The organism is Marinobacter sp. BW6 (assembly GCF_008107725.1).
Lineage (GTDB): Bacteria > Pseudomonadota > Gammaproteobacteria > Pseudomonadales > Oleiphilaceae > Marinobacter.
The window spans coordinates 162,958-181,446 of record NZ_VIRN01000064.1; the positions used below are offsets into that span (position 1 = coordinate 162,958).

Consider the following 18,489-nt stretch of genomic DNA (forward strand, 5'->3'; position numbering starts at 1 on the left):
GCATCCCGGAGATCCTTGTGGACACATCGGACGAACCGTTTGATCGAGCAATGCTGTACCTGCGTGCTGCAGGCCACGATACCGGCCCTGAAACCCGGGCGCGGTTGCACAGCATGTTGCAGGCTCGCGGGGCTGAACAGCCAGCCCTGGGTGGCGGGCAGTTACTGAAGCAAATACCTGAGTGGTTTGCCCTGCATCGTCCCCGTCAGGGTCGTCATCTGCCACCCATAGCCCGGGCCAGTATCGGGTATCCCCGTGAATAATACTGGGTCCTGGCGCCCGGTGGCTTTCCGGCGACGCTTCCTGCTGGTCGTACTTGTGACCGCTCAGACCCTGTCCGGGGTGTTTCTGTTTGCCCAGACTGTGCCCGATCATGCCGGTTCCGGACTTACCGCCGCATTGCTAGCGGTATTCGGGGTACTGTTTGCCTGGATTGGCGTGGGTTTCTGGACGGCGGTTTTCGGATTCATTGCCCTTCGTTTCGGTGGCGACCCCTGGAGCCTTTCCAGCCGTGCAGGGCCCAGTAGGCCCGCGGAGTCGATCTCTGCCCCGACCGCTGTCGTGATGCCCATCTGCCATGAACCGGTGCAGCATACCCTCAGTGGTTTGAAAGCGATCATCCGTGACCTTGAGCAGCAGGGGCAGTCGGGGTTCGTGGATTTTTACGTGCTCTCGGACAGCCGGGACCCGGACATCTGGCTCGAGGAGCAGGCGACCTGCGAGCAAATACGCCAGGAATTGGGCCCCCACCAGCAATTGTTCTACCGGCGTCGCAACATCAACTTGAACTACAAAAGCGGCAATATCGCCGATTTCCTGCGTCGATGGGGGCGCCGCTACGGCTATATGGTGGTTCTGGATGCCGACAGTCTGCTCAGTGCCAACTGCATTACCCGGCTGATACAGCTCATGGAAGCCCGGCCCGAGGCGGGGATCATCCAGACCACACCCCGCCTGGCCCGGGCAGAAACCCGGTTTGCCCGTCTGCAACAATTTGCCAACCGCTGTTATGGCAGACTCTACAGTGCCGGATTGGCAGCCATACAATTGGGCGAGGCCACTTACTGGGGCCATAACGCGATCATCAGGGTCGCCCCGTTCATGGCCCACTGTGGCCTGCGCAAGCTTCGGGGACCGGGTCTGTTCCGTGGCTCGGTGCTCAGCCATGACTTCATCGAGGCTGCACTGATGGGCCGGGCAGGCTACGAAGTATGGATGGAACCGGCGATCGCCGGCAGTTTCGAGGAATCACCGCCGACACTCGAAGACGACCTGATCCGCGACCGGCGCTGGTGTCGGGGCAATCTCCAGCACCTGTGGCTACTGGCAACTCTAGGGAGGATCCGATTGGCCCACCGGATGGCCCTGCTGACCGGCATTCTCTCCTATCTGGCTTCTCCACTCTGGCTGATTTTCATGGGCTTATCCGGCTACGTGGCGTTGGCAGGCCCGACGCCCGAGCCTGCGCTACCCGGCGTAATGGCCACAACGGAAACCGGCTCAGGCACAGGTGCCCTGCTGGCTGCGGTAACCGCACTGCTACTCTTTGGCCCCCGGCTTCTTGCCGTGACGGATCACGGGCTGGCCCGACGAACCGCCAGGTTTGGAGGCCCGTTCAGGCTCTATGGCAGCACTCTCGTCGAAACACTGGCGGCGCTGGCGCTCGCTCCGATCCGGATGCTGGTTCATACCCTCCATGTGGTCCGGGCTCTGCTGAATCTCAAAGTGGGCTGGCAGGGGCAGAACCGGTCCGGCGGTCTCACTCCGGGGCTCAGCTTCCAGCACTTTGGCCCGCTTATGTTGTCATCAGCCACAGCCCTTGCTCTGATTCACTGGCACGCGCCAACTCTGACGCCCTGGGCCCTGCCGGTAATGGCACCGGTGTTGCTGGCGCCGGCTCTGGCCTTCTGGCTGGCCCAAAAGCCCGGCACAGATACCTGGCTGAAAGTGCCCGAGGATGGTCATATCGCGAGAGTGATTGAACTGGCCAGCGCCACACCCCAACTTCGCCATGACCCGGGTCGGTTGAGCTGGTTCGAACAGATGGTTCTGTCGCCAGTCTTTGCCCGGGCTTCCCGATCTGGTGCTCAGCCGGCCACCGGTAGAAAAGCACGGGCGCTGGAACGCCTGGTCGATCGCTGTGCCACAGAAGGCAAACAGGCCCTGACTCACCGGGAACTCAGCCTGATCTGCAATCATCCGGAGGCCCTGGAAGCTCTGCATTGGCGGGCCTGGCATGCCGCTCCAGAATCGCCCTGGCGGGCCGTGCTGGGTCGCATGGCGCAATCGGTTGAAAGTGCTTTCCCGGCAGCGGTGTCCTTGCCCCGTCGCCGAGAAGAACTGGCATGGGTGGAGGTAGCATCTTGATACTGGTATGGCTGCTGCTCCTGAACGGTTTATTCCTGCTGCCCTCCCTGGCATTGCCCGGGGACAATCCCTGGTTTTCCCTGGAAGCCCTGATCGTCTGGGCCGTCATTTGCGGGCTCAAAGTGCCTGAAAAGAGGTATCGTCTCGCTCAGATGCTTGCTTTCCTGTATGGGCTTCTGGTGCTTCTTGTTCTGGCAGATGCCCTGGTTCGGGAAAGTCTTGGCCGCGGGCTGAACCTGTATCTGGAGCTTGGCCTGCTGGACGCGGCCTGGAACCTGCTGGATTCCAATCTGGGAGGCGTTCTGGCGTTGGCGGCTCTCCTCGCGCTGGCTGCAACAGTTGCCGGGATAGGCTGGATGTTTCTATATGGACTGGAACGGCTGGCGCATCATTCTCCGGCTCGCCTGGGGAAACCCCTCTGGCTGATGTCCGGACTGTTCCTGGCCGGAGCCGTGACCCCGTGGATCGGTAGCCCGGCGCTGGCCTTTGTTGCCAATCAGGCCTCCCTGATCACTCACACTCACCAGACAACCCAGAGCTTTGCAGAAAAGCTGAGCGCTCGACCGGGACGGAAAAACCAGCCGACGCCGTTGCCGGGACTGGCGAGAACCGACGTGATTCTGGGGTTTATTGAATCCTACGGCGTCTCCACGGTCACGGACGAGCGCTACCGTTCCATGGTCAGCCCGGGCCTTGAAGCCATGGGCCGGTCACTCGACGCGGCGGGGCTGACGGTCGCCACCGGCCGGCTGCAGTCGCCGATCCAGGGTGGCCAGTCCTGGCTGGGCCACCTTTCCGTTCTCAGTGGCCAGTGGATCCACAACCAGCTTGCCTACGAAGCCCTCCTCAGCAGTGGCTACGCCACCCTGGTCGATGACTTCCGTAGCACCGGGCACAAGACCGTGGCCGTGATGCCAGCCATCACCCAAGCCTGGCCCGAGGGCCGACTGTTCCGATACGACCGAATCTACGATCACGATGATCTGGATTACCAGGGGCCGCCATTTAACTGGGTCACCATGCCCGACCAGTACACCTGGCACCGGTTTCAGGCTATCCGCGAAGCTCATCAGGGGCCACTGTTCGCCGAACTGGCCTTGATCAGCAGCCACGCACCCTGGGTTCCGATCCTGCCGGTGCTCGATGACTGGCAAAGCATCGGCAACGGAGAGGTGTTCCGGCGCTGGGAAGGTGCCGGCGAAGCCCCGGTTTCGTTGTGGCGCGATCCGGACCGGGTCCGCCAGCATTACGGGCAGGCAATTGCCTATGCCCTGGAGGTTGCCGGAGGCTTCGCCGCTCACTATCTGAGACAGCACGCCCTGATGATCATCCTGGGTGACCACCAGCCTGCACCACTGATCACCGGCGAGGATGCCAGCCGGGATGTGGTGGTTCATGTCATCAGTGCCGACCCATCGCTGGTGGAACCTTTCCTGTCCGGCGAGCTTCCGGGATTCCAACCCGGTATCCGGCCAGATCCGGAGACGGCGGGCGCCACCATGAGCCAATTCCGCCCGTTTTTACACCGTCATTTCGGGGAACTCTGAAACCCCATCAATCCCCGGCCGTGGCCGTTTTGTTGGCACCGGCCTTTTCCAGCGCCCTTGCATAATCCGCACTGCGGCGATGCCGGGCAATCAGGTCCAGAATGGTTTCCCCGTCTGGACCGGCAGCATTAAGATCCCGACCTTCGGCAACGAAGAATCCGATAAACCGCTCGAAGTCTTCCGCCCGCATAGCCTGATAGGCTTTCAACAGGGCATTGAAATCAGCATTCTCGGCGGAGTCCCAGGGACGGATATCCAGAAAACTCCTGACCCGCTCATCACTCCATTCTTCGCCAATCACTTTCGGCTTGTCCGGTCCACTCATGGTTGCACTCTCGCTTCGCTGTGCCAGTCAATTATAGGGCGCACAGTATAAAGCCCTGATAGCATGACAGTTATATGGATTACGAATGAGAATCTGCGCGCCGGATATAAGGCTCAGGGCATGATTTCAACAGGCAGGTCGCCGGTCGGGACGTCATCGTTGCACTCGGGATTGCGAATGGCGATTTCCACTCGGCGGTTCAGAGCCCGGTTTTCCGGAGTGTCGTTGGGGGCCAGCGGATTGGTCTCGGCACGTCCAGCCGCCACCACACGCTCCGCTGGTACCTGGCGATTCATCACCAGCTCGTGCACCACGGATACGGCCCGGGCCGCCGAAAGATCCCAGTTTGAGCGGTAACGACCACTGGAAATGGGCCGGTCATCGGTGTAGCCGGACACCAGGACATCCCCGGAACAGGAAGAGAGTACGTTGACCACCCGCTCGATAATCGGAATCATCTCCGGCTTGATGGCCGCGTCACCGGAGCGGAAGGTAGCCTCTTCAGAAAAGCGGATCACCACCTGGTTCTGGTCGTAATTGACACTCAAGGCCTCCGAGGCCACCTCGGATTCAAGCTCCCGGATCATCCGGCTGGCCAGGTCGATCACTCCGCCGGGAATCTGGGTAGGCGCGGCACCCTCGGCGCGCTCATCAATAAATTCAGGCTCCCTGGTCTGGGATTCCGTTGGCTCGGGGAGGGAGACAGTCTCTGATTCAATCATGGTCAGCGGGGAGCCACCGATATCCTCCGCCAGTACGTTGCTGGAGCCAAAGGCCACCGACATGGAATTGGCCATGGCCCGGTATTTCTCAACGTCCATTTCGGCAAACGACAGCAGCAATATGAAAAAGGTCAGCAGCAGGGTGGCGAGATCAGCAAAAGTGACGATCCAGGCCGGCGTCTGGTTCTGCAGGCGCTTTCTGTTTTTCTTCTGAACCAGCTCCAAACCCTCAGGCCTCCCGCTCCGGCGCCAGGCCGGTGCGCTGGTCGGGGGTGACAAACGACGACAGCAGTTCGGTCATCACACGGGGGTTTTCACCGCGCATGATGTTCTTGATGGAGGTGAGGATCAGCATCTGGTTCCGGGCCTCGTCCTCGGCTTTCAGCTGCAACTTGTCGGCCAGGGGCAGGGCAATCAGTTGGGCAATAAACGCACCATACAACGTGGTGAGCAGGGCGATCGCCATGGCCGGGCCAATCGAGGAGGGGTCATCCAGGGTATTGAGCATTTGTACCAGCCCCACCAGGGTTCCCAGCATGCCAATGGCCGGCGCCGATTCGCCAATGCCACGGAACACCCGTTCAGCCACTTCGTAGCGTTCAGCAGTCTGCTGCGTTTCCTGAGCCAGCGCCTCCTCCACCAGTTCCGGTGGGTGGCCATCGACACACAGATTGATCGCCTTCTGGAGGAACTCGTTATCGGTTTGATGGTTTTCCAGGCCGAGAATGCCCTCTTTACGCACCACCATAGCCAGCGAGCCCACTTCCCGGATAAGCTCCGCCGGTCGCGCCATGCGATCGGTAAAGGCGGCAGACATGGCCAGGCGAAAGGCACTCATCACCGACGCCATGCGGAATTTGACCAGGGTAACGGCGAACGTCCCGCCCACCACAATGGCAAGACCTGGGAGATTCAGGAACGTCAGGAAGGAAGCGTTGGCCAGCATCGCCAGAATCACGATCAGAACACCAGCCACAAGCCCTACAAGGGTAAGAATATCCATCTAAGATCCCTACGGAATGATGACCCTGAGCATAGCCCAAACGGGGGGCTGCGGCTCAGTCGTTACGCAATTCCTCGATGACAGGGCGTGTGGCAGGGCTAATGCCGCGCCAGATCCGGAACGATTCCGCCGCCTGCTCCACCAGCATACCAAGCCCGTCATGGACGGTCTGTGCGCCCTGTTCAAGTGCCCACTGATTAAAGGTCGTAGTCTGCAGAGAATACATCATGTCGTAGATGACGGCTTTCTCTGCAATCACCTTTGGTGACAGCGGTGGCAAATCGCCTTGTAAGCTGGCACTGGTGCCGTTAATGATCAGATCAAAAGGCTCACAGGGCTGTTTGAAGCCGCAGGCGAAAAGCTCGGTCTCACCCGCCACGGATGTAAACAGCTCAACCAGCGATTCAGCCTTGGCAACCGTCCGGTTGGCAATGGTTATTGAGGCAGGATGCTCCGCCAGGATCGGACCCAGAACACCACGAACAGCACCACCGGCGCCCAGCACAAGAATGCGTGCGTCCTTGAGAGCGACACCATGATTGACGACAAGATCACGAACAATGCCGCAACCGTCCGTATTGTCGGCCGTGAGCACACCATTGTCATCCAGGTACAAGGTATTAGCTGCCCCGGCATTCTCGGCCCGCTCGGTACGGCGATCCGCCAGCTTCCAGGCTTCTTCCTTGAAAGGCACAGTTACATTCAGACCCTTTCCGCCCCGCTCGAAAAATTGCGTCACGGTGCCAGCGAAATCATCCAGCGGCGCCTGGATAGCAGTGTACTCCACCGGTTCACCGGTCTCGCTGGCGAACAGGCTGTGAATCCGGGGCGATTTGCTGTGGCTGATGGGGTTGCCAACAACCGCGTAGAGTTCGTTAGTCATCCTGGGTCTCCAGCCAGTCCCTGCCGGTGAGGAAATAGTCTGTAAGCCGGGCTTCCTCTGAGCCTGCCTCGGCGGTCCGGTTGTAGTCCCAGCGCACCAGCGGCGGCAGGGACATCAGTATGGATTCCGTTCGGCCGCCGGATTGCAGGCCAAACAGGGTACCGCGGTCATACACCAGATTGAACTCTACGTACCGCCCCCGGCGATACAGCTGAAAATCCCGCTCACGGTCCCCGAAAGGGTGGTCCATCCGGCGCCGGACGATGGGTTCATAGGCGTCAATATAGCTGTCTCCCACGGCTTTCATCAGGCCGAAATCCTGCTCGAAGTTGCCGGTGTTGTGGTCGTCAAAGAACAGCCCGCCGACTCCCCGCGGTTCATCCCGATGTTTCAGGTAAAAGTAGTCGTCGCACCAATCTTTGAAGCGCTTATAGATGTCCTCTCCAAACGGCTCACAGGCGGCGCGGGCTGTCCTGTGCCAGTGCACACAGTCTTCCTCGAAACCGTAGTAAGGCGTGAGGTCGTAGCCGCCACCAAACCAGTACACCGGCTCACTGTTCTTCGGCGTGGCAATAAAAAACCGGACGTTGGCATGGGAGGTAGGCACATAGGGGTTGTTGGGATGGATAACCAGCGACACACCCATGGCCTGCCAAGGGGCACCGGCCAGGTGCGGGCGATGGGCCGTGGCCGAGGCCGGCATGGTGTCACCCATCACATGGGAGAAATTGACGCCACCTTTTTCGAACACGCGGCCTTCTGTGATCACGCGGCTGACACCACCGCCACCTTCCGGTCGGTCCCAGGCATCCCGAATGAAAGATGCACCATCATCGACAGCCTCCAGCCGGCTGCAGATAGAGTCCTGCAATCCCAGCAGGTACTGCTTTACTGCCTGGCTATCGGGTTGCTGTGCCATAAATGCTCCTAACGAAGTTGCTGACCGCTGACAATATCAATAATACGACTGGGTTTGCGATTACCGCCCAGTGCCCCCGGCACGATCCAGTCAAGCCGATTGCCAAAGTAGCCCCGGACCTGCCAGATATGCCGGGCTGGCTGACGCCCGGCCGGGTTGCAGGACGTGGACACCAGGGGCATCCCCGTCGCGTCACAGAGGGCCCGTACCACAGGGTGTTGGCTGACCCGGACGGCAATGGAGCTATGTTTTCCTCGGACCCATTCCGGAATTTGCTGCTCTATGTCTGGCACCAGACAGGTTACGGGGCCGGGCCAGTGATGCTCCGCTTTGGCCTGAAGCGCTCGGGGTAGGGGATCCAGCAGGAAGCGTATCTGGTCGACGGATGAAGCCACCAGAATCACGCCCTTTTCGACCGGCCGCTGCTTCAGTTCCAGAATCCGCTCCACCGCATCCTGATCCCAGGGATCACAGCCCAGGCCCCAAACCGCTTCGGTGGGATAGGCGATGACACCACCACTGAATACCGTGCGTCGGGCACAGTGTAATTGCCAGTCAGAAAGGGGATACGAATTGGACATACGACTCTATCGGAATTGATCAGGGTAGATGTTGACACCGGTTTCACGCGACTTTCTGATAGCCCCCCGGAGCCGAACTAATCAGGCCCTGTAACTCAAGAAGCAGCAGGGACTGCATGAGCTGGTCGGCCGGAAGACCGGTTGCTGAACTCAGTGCATCAGTTGATTGTGGATCATACCCTAATGCCTCGAATACCGCGATTTCCCGGCTCTCCAGACCGGCCAGGAGTCCGTTGCCCATTTGCTTGGGTTCTGGCGCAGAGACAGACGCCGTCGTGAGCGGCGGGGACCACCAGGCGCCCAGTTCCTCAAGGATATCGTCCACCGTTTCCACCAGGCGGGCACCCTGCTTGATCAGATGATGACAGCCCCGGGCAACCGGGCTGTGTACCGAGCCGGGAATGGCAAATACTTCCCGCCCCTGTTCCAGCGCCATTCGCGCGGTGATCAGCGAGCCACTGCGCAGACCTGCCTCCACTACCAGCACCCCGCGGCTCAGGCCGCTGATAATCCGGTTACGTTGGGGAAAGTGCGCTGCCCGCGCCGGCGTACCTGGAGGATACTCGGACATCATCAGCCCGTCGGCAATTACCCGCTCGCCAAGGCGTCGATGCTGGTTTGGGTAGATACGATCCAGGCCGCAACCAATCACCGCTATCGTCGGAAACCCGGCATCGAGGGCGCCAGCATGGGCCGCACCATCGATGCCCAGCGCCAGACCGCTGGTCACGAGTAACTCCCGTAGACTGAGTTCTGCAGCAAACCGCCGGGCATGGTCCAGACCGGCGGGAGTGGCCTTGCGACTGCCGATAATGCCGATCTGCTCCCGAGCCAGAAGCCCGGTATCACCCAGGGTATAAAGTACCAGAGGCGCATCGTGAATGTGCCGAAGCTGCTCCGGGTAATCGCTTTCCGGCCAGGTCAAAATACCGATGCCATGCTTACAGCAATCGTCCGTTATGGTTCGGGCCTCGCGAACAGCCGGATGAGCATCATCCCGCCTTTGCCAGGCCTGGATCGCCGTTATGGCGTCTGCAGCCATACCCATAGCCCGCAAAGTTGCGGCATTCATGGAGAGCAATTGAGGCAGGTCAGGGAACTCTGTCAGAAGTTCACGTCGACGGGTGCGGCCAACGTTTGGCAGGCAAGTCAGAAACAGCCATTGGGCTGTGGAAGAGGAAAACACGGCATCGTCCTTGAAAACAGCGAGGCCGGACCTTCCTGGTCCGGCCTGTGAGTCTATCGGTATTCAGTCGATCAGGGGTTGGTAACCTTGTCACCCACCGTCAAAGCACGGCTGGCCTGCAGCACCAGCCCATAGCTCATCTTTTCATAGGCCTGGAATACCATCAGCAGCCCGGCACGCTCGGAGGGCAGCTCGATGGTTTCTCCAGTCACCGGATCACGAACCAGGTTGCCGCTTTTCAGGACAGCCATCACGTTACCGGCTTCCAGACCTTCCCGGGTACCGCGGTTAATGGCAACCACATCAAACTGACCGATCTGGCTCACACCGCCGTCGACAGCGATCATCTGCCCTTCAATGTCCTCGCTCGGAGCGCTGGGCACGAAGCTGGTGGTCAGACGGCGGTCTTCGCTCACCATAAGCCTGTCGCCAATGCGCACTTCTTCGTTGGAGCTGGTCAGGTTTACGGTCAGCACGTCGCCGTTTTCCCGGACCACATCACCACGGGCAATGCTGCGGGCTTCAAGACCGAGGAACTCGCCGGTGTCCGGATCGCGAAATTCCTTGCTGCGACGGAAGATACCTATCTTGTCCGCCGGCTTTTCCCCGCGAGCGTAGATTTTGTCACCGGCACCCGTGATAATCCGGCCGTCTTCGCCCTCCAGAACGTAGGGAGCGCCGTTAATCTCTTCCGGGCTGACAATACGGGTGTCAGTGAGGAAGCTGCCGATGGCGTCCAGCGGAATGGCCGGGATTGGCGTATCGATAGGCTCGGAACGCACCTTCGGCGACAGCTTCACCACATCGTTACTGGCAACCTTGGTAATACGGGGCTTGCCGTCGATATAAACCAGGGCAAGGCGATCACCGGGGTAAATCAGGTGAGGGTTGGCGACCTGCGGGTTTACATGCCATATTTCCGGCCAGTACCAGGGGTTATTCAGAAAACGGGCCGAAATATCCCAGAGGGTGTCACCCTTCACAACGGTGTAACGCTCGGGATGATCGGACCGCAGCTCCGGTGCAGCATGGGCCCAGGAGGTTATAAGCAGCGTAGTTGCTGCCAGAGCGTACAGCAGTTTCCTCATTGTGTAAGTCCTTGATCGCGTGCCTAGATTCTTTGCATTCTGTTGGGATGCAGTCAGTTACCTGCAGCTTATTACGTTGTTATTCCAGTTACTATAGAAGAAGTCTCGCAAATTGTGATGTTATCTTTTGTTCTTCCAGTAAATTCTATCCCGCCGTTGAAAGATTTTAACTATTAACTGATCAGTTTGTACTCAATCGACGAATTGTTGGATAATAGGCAGGTAAAGGCTGAAAACCCCGTCCAGCCGTTGAAAGCTGGGGCCCTGCCCCGATAATAGTAGAGGCAGGGCGAAAATTTGCGCAGTACGCTGTCGCATTTCGGAGATGAGTTTCACACTGTTACAAAGAGCAGCAAAGTCAAAAGAGATGCCGGCATAATCTTGCGGGCGTCCCGACATACAGGCGAAAAGACCGTACTATGATACTAGAGATTCTCGAATACCCGGATCCCCGTCTGCGCACCATTGCCAAGCCGGTAGAAGAGGTGACTGACGCCGACCGCAAGCTGATCGACGACATGTTCGAGACCATGTACGATGCGCCCGGCATTGGCCTTGCGGCCACCCAGGTAAACGTTCACAAGCAGATCATTGTTATGGATCTGTCCGAGGACAAGAGCGAGCCGCGGGTGTTCATCAATCCCGAAGTGGAAGTGCTGGAAGGTGAACGGGAAGCCATGCAGGAAGGCTGCCTGTCCGTACCCGGATTCTACGAAGACGTCGAACGGATCGAACACTGCATGATCCGGGCGCTGGACCGGAACGGAAAACCCTTCGAACTGGAGGCGAAAGGCTTGCTGGCCGTCTGTATCCAGCATGAGATGGATCACTTGAACGGCAAACTGTTCGTTGACTATCTCAGCTCGCTCAAGCGCAACCGCATTCGCAAGAAGCTGGAAAAGCAACACAAGCAGAGCGCCTGATCAGGCTGCAGGCGAGCGTAAAAACCAGACACTATTCCGGACCGGGTCATGACCCGGTCTTTTCGTATACAACGGAACAGAGATCATAAACCGTGCGACTTGTTTTTGCTGGCACACCCGATTTCGCGGCAACCGCGCTCAACGCCCTGATTGCAGAAGGCCACACCATTGTTGGCGTTTATTCCCAGCCCGACCGTCCCGCCGGCCGTGGCCGAAAGCTGCAGCCCAGCCCGGTCAAGCAGGTGGCTCTGGACTACGAAATCCCGGTCTTCCAGCCCGAAACACTGAAAACGTCCGAAGCTCAGCAGCAGCTGGCCGATCTGAATCCGGATGTGATGATCGTCGCCGCCTATGGGCTGATCCTGCCGAAGGCGGTGCTGGATATTCCTACCCATGGCTGCCTGAACATCCACGCCTCGCTGCTGCCCCGCTGGCGCGGCGCCGCACCCATTCAAAGGGCCATCGCCGCGGGCGACGCGGAGACCGGCATCACCATCATGCAGATGGACGAAGGTCTGGATACCGGCGCCATGCTGTTGAAATCCCTGACCACCATTGAGAACAGCGATACCGGCGGCAGCCTCCACGACCGACTGGCAGACCTGGGCGGCAAGGCCATCATCAAGGCCCTGGAGCTTCTTCAGAAAGGCGAACTCGGTGGCGAACCGCAGAACGACGAGCAGGCCTGCTACGCCAGCAAACTGAGCAAGACCGAAGGCCATATTGACTGGTCCGCAGACGCCACGGCCATCGAACGGCTGGTTCGTGCCTTCAACCCCTGGCCCGGTACCTACACCGACCTGGGCGATCAACGGATCCGCATTCACGAAGCCCGGGCTCTCGTTACCGCCAGCGACGCTCCCCCCGGCACCGTGGTGCAACGGGATCGGGACGGGATCGACATTGCCTGCGGCAACGGCACCCTGCGAATCACCCGCCTGCAATTGCCGGGCTCCCGTGCCCAGAGCGTGAACGACCTGATCAATGGCGGTAAGGAACTCCTTATGCCCGGCCAGGAGCTGCGCTGACATGGGCGAACGACAACAGCCCATGCGCGCTATCGCCGCCGGCGTCATGCTGGCGGTGGAGAATGGCCAGTCCCTGTCCCAATGCCTGCCGCCGGCCCTGAACTGCCTGCCCGCGAATGAACGCCCCGAACTCCAGGCGCTCTGCTATGGCACCTGCCGATGGTTCCACCGCCTCGATGGCGAACTCAACAGCCGGCTCAAAAAACCTCTACGCAAGCCGGATCGCATCATTCATCACCTGATGCTGGTAGCCCTGTTCCAGTTGCGCTTCAGTCAGCAGGCCACCTACGCAGTACTCAATGAAACCGTGGAAGCCTGCCGGGCTCTGGAAAAACCCCATCTGACCGGGCTGGTGAATGGTGTCCTGAGGGCTGCGGAGCGCGAAGGCGAGCAGAAACCGGCGGACGATTCAGCCCGATTCAGTCATCCGGTGTGGATGGTGGAAAAGCTCCGTCACAACTGGCCGGAAGACTGGCAGAACATTCTGACAGCCAACAATTCACAGGCTCCCATGACCCTGCGGGTGAACGCCCTGCGGTTTGGTCGGGATGAGTATCTTGGCCTGCTGGCGGACGCCGGTATCGAGGCGAGCCCGACCCGATTCGCACCCCACGGCATTCAACTGGCTAATCCCGTGCCCGTTGACCGGCTACCCTGGTTCGCCGATGGCGCCGTCAGCGTGCAGGACGAGGCGGCACAGCTGTGCACGACCCTCTTGGAACTGGCCCCGGGCCAGAGAGTTCTCGATGCCTGCGCCGCTCCGGGGGGCAAGACCTGTGCAATTCTGGAAAACTGCAGCGAGCTGGCAGAAGTGGTCGCCATTGACGAATCCGCCGACCGCCTGCCCCGGGTGCAGGAGAACCTGGATCGACTGGACCTCAATGCCACCCTGAAACAGGCCGATGCGGCCGCGACCGACCAATGGTGGGACGGCGATGCATTCGACCGCATTCTGCTGGATGTCCCCTGCAGCGCCAGCGGCGTTATTCGCCGCCATCCGGACATCAAACTGTTGCGGAGAGAATCCGACATTACCCCGCTAGCCGCCATACAGCTTGGGCTGCTGGACGCCATGTGGGCTATCCTGAAACCCGGGGGCCGGTTGGTGTATGCCACCTGCTCGGTGTTCCCCCAGGAAAACCACCGTATAATTCAGCGGTTCTGCAAGCAGCAGACCGATGCCATACTTGTTGAGCCAGACGCTCAATGGGGACGCGATATGGGTGCGGGGCGGCAGCTTCTCCCGGATCCCGACAGCCATGACGGCTTCTTCTATGCCGTGCTGGAGAAACCCGAACCATGAAGATCCTGATTCTCGGTGCTGGCCAGGTCGGCGGTACACTCGCCGAAAACCTCGCCAACGAAGCCAACGACATCACCATCATCGACAACGATGGTGCCCGGCTGCGTGAACTGCAGGACCGGCTCGACATCCGCACCGTCCAGGGTGCGGCGTCCTACCCCACGGCACTGCGACAGGCCGGGGCAGAAGACGCCGACATGCTCATTGCCGTTACCAACAGCGACGAAACCAACATGGTGGCCTGCCAGGTGGCCAAGCTGCTGTACAAGACCCCCACCACCATTTGCCGGGTGCGAGCCGGGGCCTATCTGGCTAAATCCGAGCTGTTCTACCAGCGCGATCAGACCAAAGATCTCGACAGCCTGCGGGGCTTTCCCATTGACGTGCTGATCAGCCCGGAACATCTGGTGACCAAGCACATTACCCGGTTGATCGAGAATCCTGGCGCCCTGCAGGTCCTGGAATTCTCCAAGGGCCTGACTCGCCTGGTGGCCATCCGCGCCGCCCGGGGTGGCCCCCTGGTCGGACACGAGTTGTCATACCTGCGTACCCACATGCCCAAGATCGATACCCGGGTGGCAGCCATCTTTCGGAAAGACCGGGCGATCATGCCCGAGGGCGACACCGTCATTGAAGACGGTGATGAGGTCTTTTTTATTGCCGCTGGCGATCACATCAAGTCGGTGATGAGCGAACTGCAACCGCTGATAAAACCCTACAAGCGAATCTTTATTTGCGGTGGCGGCAACATCGGCCAACGGCTGGCCCATACCCTGGAAAACCGCTACCAGGTCAAGCTGCTGGAGCGGGACCACGAACGCTGCGTGATGCTCTCGGAGAAGCTGCGGAAAACCGTGGTGCTGGAGGGCAACGCCGCCAATAAGGACATCCTGCTGGAAGAAAACATCGAGAATACCGATGTGTTCTGCGCCGTGACCAACGACGATGAGGCCAACATCATGGCCTCACTACTGGCCAAACGCCTCGGGGCACGCAAGGTTCTCACCCTGATCAACAATCCGGACTACGTGGACCTGATTCAGGGTGGCGACATCGATGTGGCCATCTCGCCCCAGCAGACCACCATCGGCAGTCTCCTGACCCACGTCCGCAGGGGCGACGTTGTGAACGTTCACTCACTGCGCAGGGGCGCAGCGGAGGCGATCGAAGCCATTGCCCATGGGGATCACCGGTCCTCGAAAGTGGTTGGCAAACGGCTGGATGAGATCAACCTGCCGGAAGGTACTACCATCGGTGCCATCGTACGCCGGAATGAAGTATTGATCGCCCATGATCACCTCCGGATCCAGCCGGATGACCACGTCATCCTGTTCCTGGTGGACAAAACCCGCATCCGGGATGTGGAAAAACTGTTCCAGGTGGGTCTTACCTTCTTCTGACTTAGAAATACACAGCCAGCACGCGTATAATGCGCCTTTTTTCGGAGTGCCCCGAAGGATAACCGGGGCGCCACACACAGACTGATCAGCAGGCAACCGTCGTGACAGACAAGGCAACGAAACAGACAACTCCGGATCTCGGGACCTTTCAGGGCCTGATCCTGGCTCTGCAGAATTTCTGGGCGCAGCACGGCTGCGTGGTCCTCCAGCCACTGGATATGGAAGTGGGTGCGGGCACCTTCCACCCGGCCACCTTCCTGCGTGCCATCGGGCCGGAAACCTGGAACGCCGCCTACGTTCAGCCCAGCCGCCGCCCCACTGACGGCCGCTACGGTGAGAACCCCAATCGCCTGCAGCATTACTACCAGTTCCAGGTGGTTCTGAAACCGTCGCCGGACAATATTCAGGAACTTTATCTGGATTCCCTGAAGGCCTTGGGGCTTGATCCGCTGGTGCACGACATCCGGTTTGTGGAAGACAACTGGGAGTCACCCACACTCGGCGCCTGGGGCCTGGGCTGGGAAATCTGGCTGAACGGTATGGAAGTGACTCAGTTCACCTACTTCCAGCAGGTGGGTGGCCTGGAATGCTTCCCGGTCACCGGCGAGCTCACTTACGGTCTCGAGCGGATCGCCATGTACCTGCAGGGCGTCGACAGCGTCTACGACCTGGTCTGGACGGAAGGCCCTGACGGTGTCGTCACCTATGGTGACGTGTTCCACCAGCAGGAAGTGGAAATGTCCACCTACAACTTCGAGCACGCCGATACCGAGTTCCTGTTCCACAGCTTCGACGTTCACGAGCGGGAAAGCGCCCGGCTGATCGAAGCCGGCCTGGCCCTGCCGGCCTACGAACAGGTACTCAAAGCCTCTCACACCTTCAACCTGCTGGACGCCCGCCATGCCATCTCGGTAACCGAGCGTCAGCGCTTCATCCTGCGGGTTCGCACCCTGGCTCGTGCAGTCGCCCAGGCGTATTTCGACAGCCGTCGCTCGCTCGGCTTCCCGCTCGCCCCCGAGGCGTTGCGTAAGGAAGTGCTTGCTGCCGCTGAGGCCGCCGACGACAAGGCGAAAAGCAAAAAGGGCAAGAAAGCGAAGAAGGCACAGCAGGAACAGGGGAACGCATAACCATGGCTAAACAGGATTTTCTGGTCGAACTGGGCACCGAAGAGCTGCCCCCCAAAGCCCTCAAGCCGCTGTCTGACGCCTTCACCCAGGGCATTGCCCGGGGTCTCGAAGAGGCGGGAATCGAATTCGGCAAGGTTGAAGCCTTTGCCGCTCCGCGCCGTCTGGCCGTGCGTATCCGGAATCTGGCGGACTCCCAGCCGGACAAGTCGGTGGAAAAGCGTGGCCCTGCCGTCAAGGCGGCCTTTGACGATGCCGGCAACCCGACCCGCGCGCTCACCGGCTTCGCAACCTCCCTGGGTGTTACCCCGGACCAGCTCGACACTCTGGAAACCGACAAGGGTGCCTGGGTGGTCTACCGCACGGTAGAGCAGGGCAAGCCCACAGTAGAGCTGATGCCGGAACTGGTGGAGCAATCCCTCGCAGGCCTGCCGATTCCCAAGCGCATGCGCTGGGGTGCACACCGCACCGAATTTGTCCGCCCGGTGCACTGGGTCGTGATGCTGTTTGGCAACAAGGTCATTGAGGCGCAGATCATGGGCCTGAACCCTGGCAACAAGACCCGCGGCCATCGCTTCCATTGCCCCAAGTCCCTGATCGTGCCCACGCCAAACGATTACGAAGTCATCCTCAAGCAGGAAGGCTACGTCATTGCCGATTTCGCCGAGCGCCGGGAGCAGATCCGTGCCGGCGTGACCGAACTGGCCGAGAAGGAAGCCGGTGGCAAGGCCGTCATTGATGAGGACCTGCTGGACGAGGTCACCGCACTGAACGAATGGCCGGTACCCTTGATGGGGCGCTTTGAGGAGCGGTTCCTCGAGGTTCCTGCGGAAGCGCTGATCTCCTCCATGAAGGAACACCAGAAGTACTTCCACGTGGTGGCCGCCGACGGGGAAATGCTGCCGCTGTTCATCACCGTTGCGAACATCGAGAGCAAGGATCCGTCACAGGTTGTTTCCGGTAACGAGAAAGTGATCCGGCCCCGGCTGTCCGACGCCGCGTTCTTCTATGAAACCGACCGGAAGACCAAGCTCGAGGATCGCATCGACGCCCTCAAGCCCATCGTGTTCCAGGAAAAACTGGGCAGCATCTACGACAAGTCTGTGCGCGTTGCCGCCCTGGCCAAGAAGATCGCCGACGCCATCGGCAGTGATCCGGCCCTGGCCGAGCGCGCGGCCATGCTGGCGAAGACCGATCTGGTCACCGAAATGGTTCTGGAGTTCACAGATCTTCAGGGCATCATGGGTCAGTACTACGCCGCCAACGACGGTGAACCGGAAGACGTGGCCAAGGCGCTGAACGAGCAGTACATGCCCCGTTTCGCCGGCGACGACCTGCCAACGACACTGACCGGCTGTGCCATTGCCATCGCGGACCGCCTGGATTCCCTGGTGGGCCTGTTCGGCATCAACCAGCCGCCATCGGGCACCCGAGATCCCTTCGCTCTGCGCCGCGCGTCTCTCGGGGTGCTACGCATTATCATCGAGCGCGAGCTGCCGCTGGACCTGCAGACATGCTGCGAGTGGGCCGAAGAGAACTTCACGGTACTGACCGAGCAGAACACCGCGAGCACCGTGGTGGACTACATGCTGGAGCGCTTCCGTGCCCACTACGACGAACAGGGCATTGGTGCCGAGGTTTACCTGGCAGTCCATGCCCGCCGTCCGACCCGCCCGCTGGATTTCGACCGCCGGGTAAAAGCTGTGGAAGCCTTCCGCCAGCTGCCCGAAGCGCAGGCCCTGGCCGGCGCCAACAAGCGGGTTTCGAACATCCTGACCAAGCAGGGTGGTGACAGCATCGGTGAAACCGTTAATGCCAGCCTGCTGCAGGACAGCGCTGAGAAAGCCCTGGCCGAGCAGGTCGATCAGCAGGCTGCCAAGGTCCTGCCACTGTTCGAGAACGGCGACTACGCCAGCGCTTTGAGCTCGCTGGCCAGCCTGCGGGAACCGGTGGACAACTTCTTTGATGAGGTGATGGTTATGGCCGACGACGACGCCATCCGGAGCAACCGACTGGCCCTGCTGAACCGTCTGCGCAACCTGTTCCTGCGCGTTGCCGATATCTCCCTGCTGCCCACAGCAGGCTGAGAT

The 18,489-nt window shown here is 60.1% G+C and carries 17 protein-coding genes; 9 read left to right on the forward strand and 8 right to left on the reverse strand.

The window, feature by feature from the left end:
• Positions 1-17 precede the first annotated feature (17 nt).
• The 3 genes from FMN52_RS09425 to FMN52_RS09435 are packed head-to-tail and all read left to right on the forward strand — an operon-like array spanning position 18 to position 3,914.
• Positions 18-263, forward strand: a complete 246-nt coding sequence (locus FMN52_RS09425) for a hypothetical protein (protein ID WP_148608400.1) — start codon at positions 18-20, stop codon at positions 261-263.
• Positions 256-2,367 carry a glucans biosynthesis glucosyltransferase MdoH gene (mdoH, locus tag FMN52_RS09430; protein WP_240339445.1) on the forward strand — a complete coding sequence of 704 codons (2,112 nt, stop codon included), beginning with the start codon at positions 256-258 and terminating at the stop codon, positions 2,365-2,367. Before FMN52_RS09425 ends, mdoH begins: the two co-directional genes overlap by 8 nt.
• On the forward strand, positions 2,364-3,914 hold the full coding sequence (locus FMN52_RS09435; RefSeq protein WP_240339446.1) for a sulfatase: 1,551 nt from the start codon (positions 2,364-2,366) through the stop codon (positions 3,912-3,914). Before mdoH ends, FMN52_RS09435 begins: the two co-directional genes overlap by 4 nt.
• Before the next feature lie 7 nt (positions 3,915-3,921).
• Here FMN52_RS09435 and FMN52_RS09440 read toward each other — a convergent pair whose 3' ends face one another.
• The 8 genes from FMN52_RS09440 to FMN52_RS09475 all read right to left on the reverse strand — a co-directional run bounded on the left by FMN52_RS09440 (position 3,922) and on the right by FMN52_RS09475 (position 10,621).
• Positions 3,922-4,239 (reverse strand): PA4642 family protein, encoded by a 318-nt coding sequence (locus tag FMN52_RS09440; RefSeq protein WP_148608402.1) that lies wholly within the window; start codon positions 4,237-4,239, stop codon positions 3,922-3,924.
• Between the two features lie 113 nt (positions 4,240-4,352).
• Positions 4,353-5,186 carry a flagellar motor protein MotB gene (locus FMN52_RS09445; RefSeq protein ID WP_148608403.1) on the reverse strand — a complete coding sequence of 278 codons (834 nt, stop codon included), beginning with the start codon at positions 5,184-5,186 and terminating at the stop codon, positions 4,353-4,355.
• Positions 5,187-5,190: 4 nt separating this feature from the next.
• Positions 5,191-5,964 (reverse strand): MotA/TolQ/ExbB proton channel family protein, encoded by a 774-nt coding sequence (locus FMN52_RS09450; RefSeq protein ID WP_148608404.1) that lies wholly within the window; start codon positions 5,962-5,964, stop codon positions 5,191-5,193.
• Positions 5,965-6,019: 55 nt separating this feature from the next.
• A complete protein-coding gene (gene aroE / locus FMN52_RS09455) occupies positions 6,020-6,847 on the reverse strand; it encodes a shikimate dehydrogenase (RefSeq protein WP_148608405.1) in 828 nt (275 codons plus the stop codon).
• Positions 6,840-7,766 carry an oxygen-dependent coproporphyrinogen oxidase gene (gene hemF, locus FMN52_RS09460; RefSeq protein ID WP_148608406.1) on the reverse strand — a complete coding sequence of 309 codons (927 nt, stop codon included), beginning with the start codon at positions 7,764-7,766 and terminating at the stop codon, positions 6,840-6,842. The genes aroE and hemF overlap by 8 nt, the downstream gene beginning before the upstream one ends.
• 8 nt (positions 7,767-7,774) lie before the next feature.
• Positions 7,775-8,347 carry an L-threonylcarbamoyladenylate synthase gene (locus FMN52_RS09465; protein ID WP_148608407.1) on the reverse strand — a complete coding sequence of 191 codons (573 nt, stop codon included), beginning with the start codon at positions 8,345-8,347 and terminating at the stop codon, positions 7,775-7,777.
• A gap of 43 nt (positions 8,348-8,390) precedes the next feature.
• Positions 8,391-9,533 carry a DNA-processing protein DprA gene (dprA, locus tag FMN52_RS09470; protein ID WP_148608408.1) on the reverse strand — a complete coding sequence of 381 codons (1,143 nt, stop codon included), beginning with the start codon at positions 9,531-9,533 and terminating at the stop codon, positions 8,391-8,393.
• Positions 9,534-9,604: 71 nt separating this feature from the next.
• Positions 9,605-10,621 (reverse strand): LysM peptidoglycan-binding domain-containing protein, encoded by a 1,017-nt coding sequence (locus tag FMN52_RS09475; RefSeq protein ID WP_148608409.1) that lies wholly within the window; start codon positions 10,619-10,621, stop codon positions 9,605-9,607.
• Positions 10,622-11,040: 419 nt separating this feature from the next.
• Here FMN52_RS09475 and def point away from each other — a divergent pair, with 419 nt between their 5' ends.
• From def to glyS, 6 genes are all read left to right on the forward strand, one after another.
• Positions 11,041-11,544: a peptide deformylase gene (def, locus tag FMN52_RS09480; protein ID WP_148608410.1), complete on the forward strand. Its 504-nt coding sequence runs from the start codon at positions 11,041-11,043 to the stop codon at positions 11,542-11,544.
• 92 nt (positions 11,545-11,636) lie between these two features.
• Positions 11,637-12,572, forward strand: a complete 936-nt coding sequence (gene fmt / locus FMN52_RS09485; protein WP_148608411.1) for a methionyl-tRNA formyltransferase — start codon at positions 11,637-11,639, stop codon at positions 12,570-12,572.
• 1 nt (position 12,573) lies between these two features.
• On the forward strand, positions 12,574-13,875 hold the full coding sequence (gene rsmB, locus FMN52_RS09490; protein WP_148608412.1) for a 16S rRNA (cytosine(967)-C(5))-methyltransferase RsmB: 1,302 nt from the start codon (positions 12,574-12,576) through the stop codon (positions 13,873-13,875).
• Entirely contained in the window at positions 13,872-15,275 is a 1,404-nt protein-coding gene (trkA, locus tag FMN52_RS09495; RefSeq protein WP_148608413.1) for a Trk system potassium transporter TrkA, read from the forward strand. The genes rsmB and trkA overlap by 4 nt, the downstream gene beginning before the upstream one ends.
• Before the next feature lie 101 nt (positions 15,276-15,376).
• Positions 15,377-16,402 (forward strand): glycine--tRNA ligase subunit alpha, encoded by a 1,026-nt coding sequence (gene glyQ, locus FMN52_RS09500; protein ID WP_148608414.1) that lies wholly within the window; start codon positions 15,377-15,379, stop codon positions 16,400-16,402.
• A 2-nt stretch (positions 16,403-16,404) separates the two neighbouring features.
• Positions 16,405-18,486, forward strand: a complete 2,082-nt coding sequence (glyS, locus tag FMN52_RS09505; RefSeq protein WP_148608415.1) for a glycine--tRNA ligase subunit beta — start codon at positions 16,405-16,407, stop codon at positions 18,484-18,486.
• The last annotated feature ends 3 nt before the right edge of the window (positions 18,487-18,489 follow it).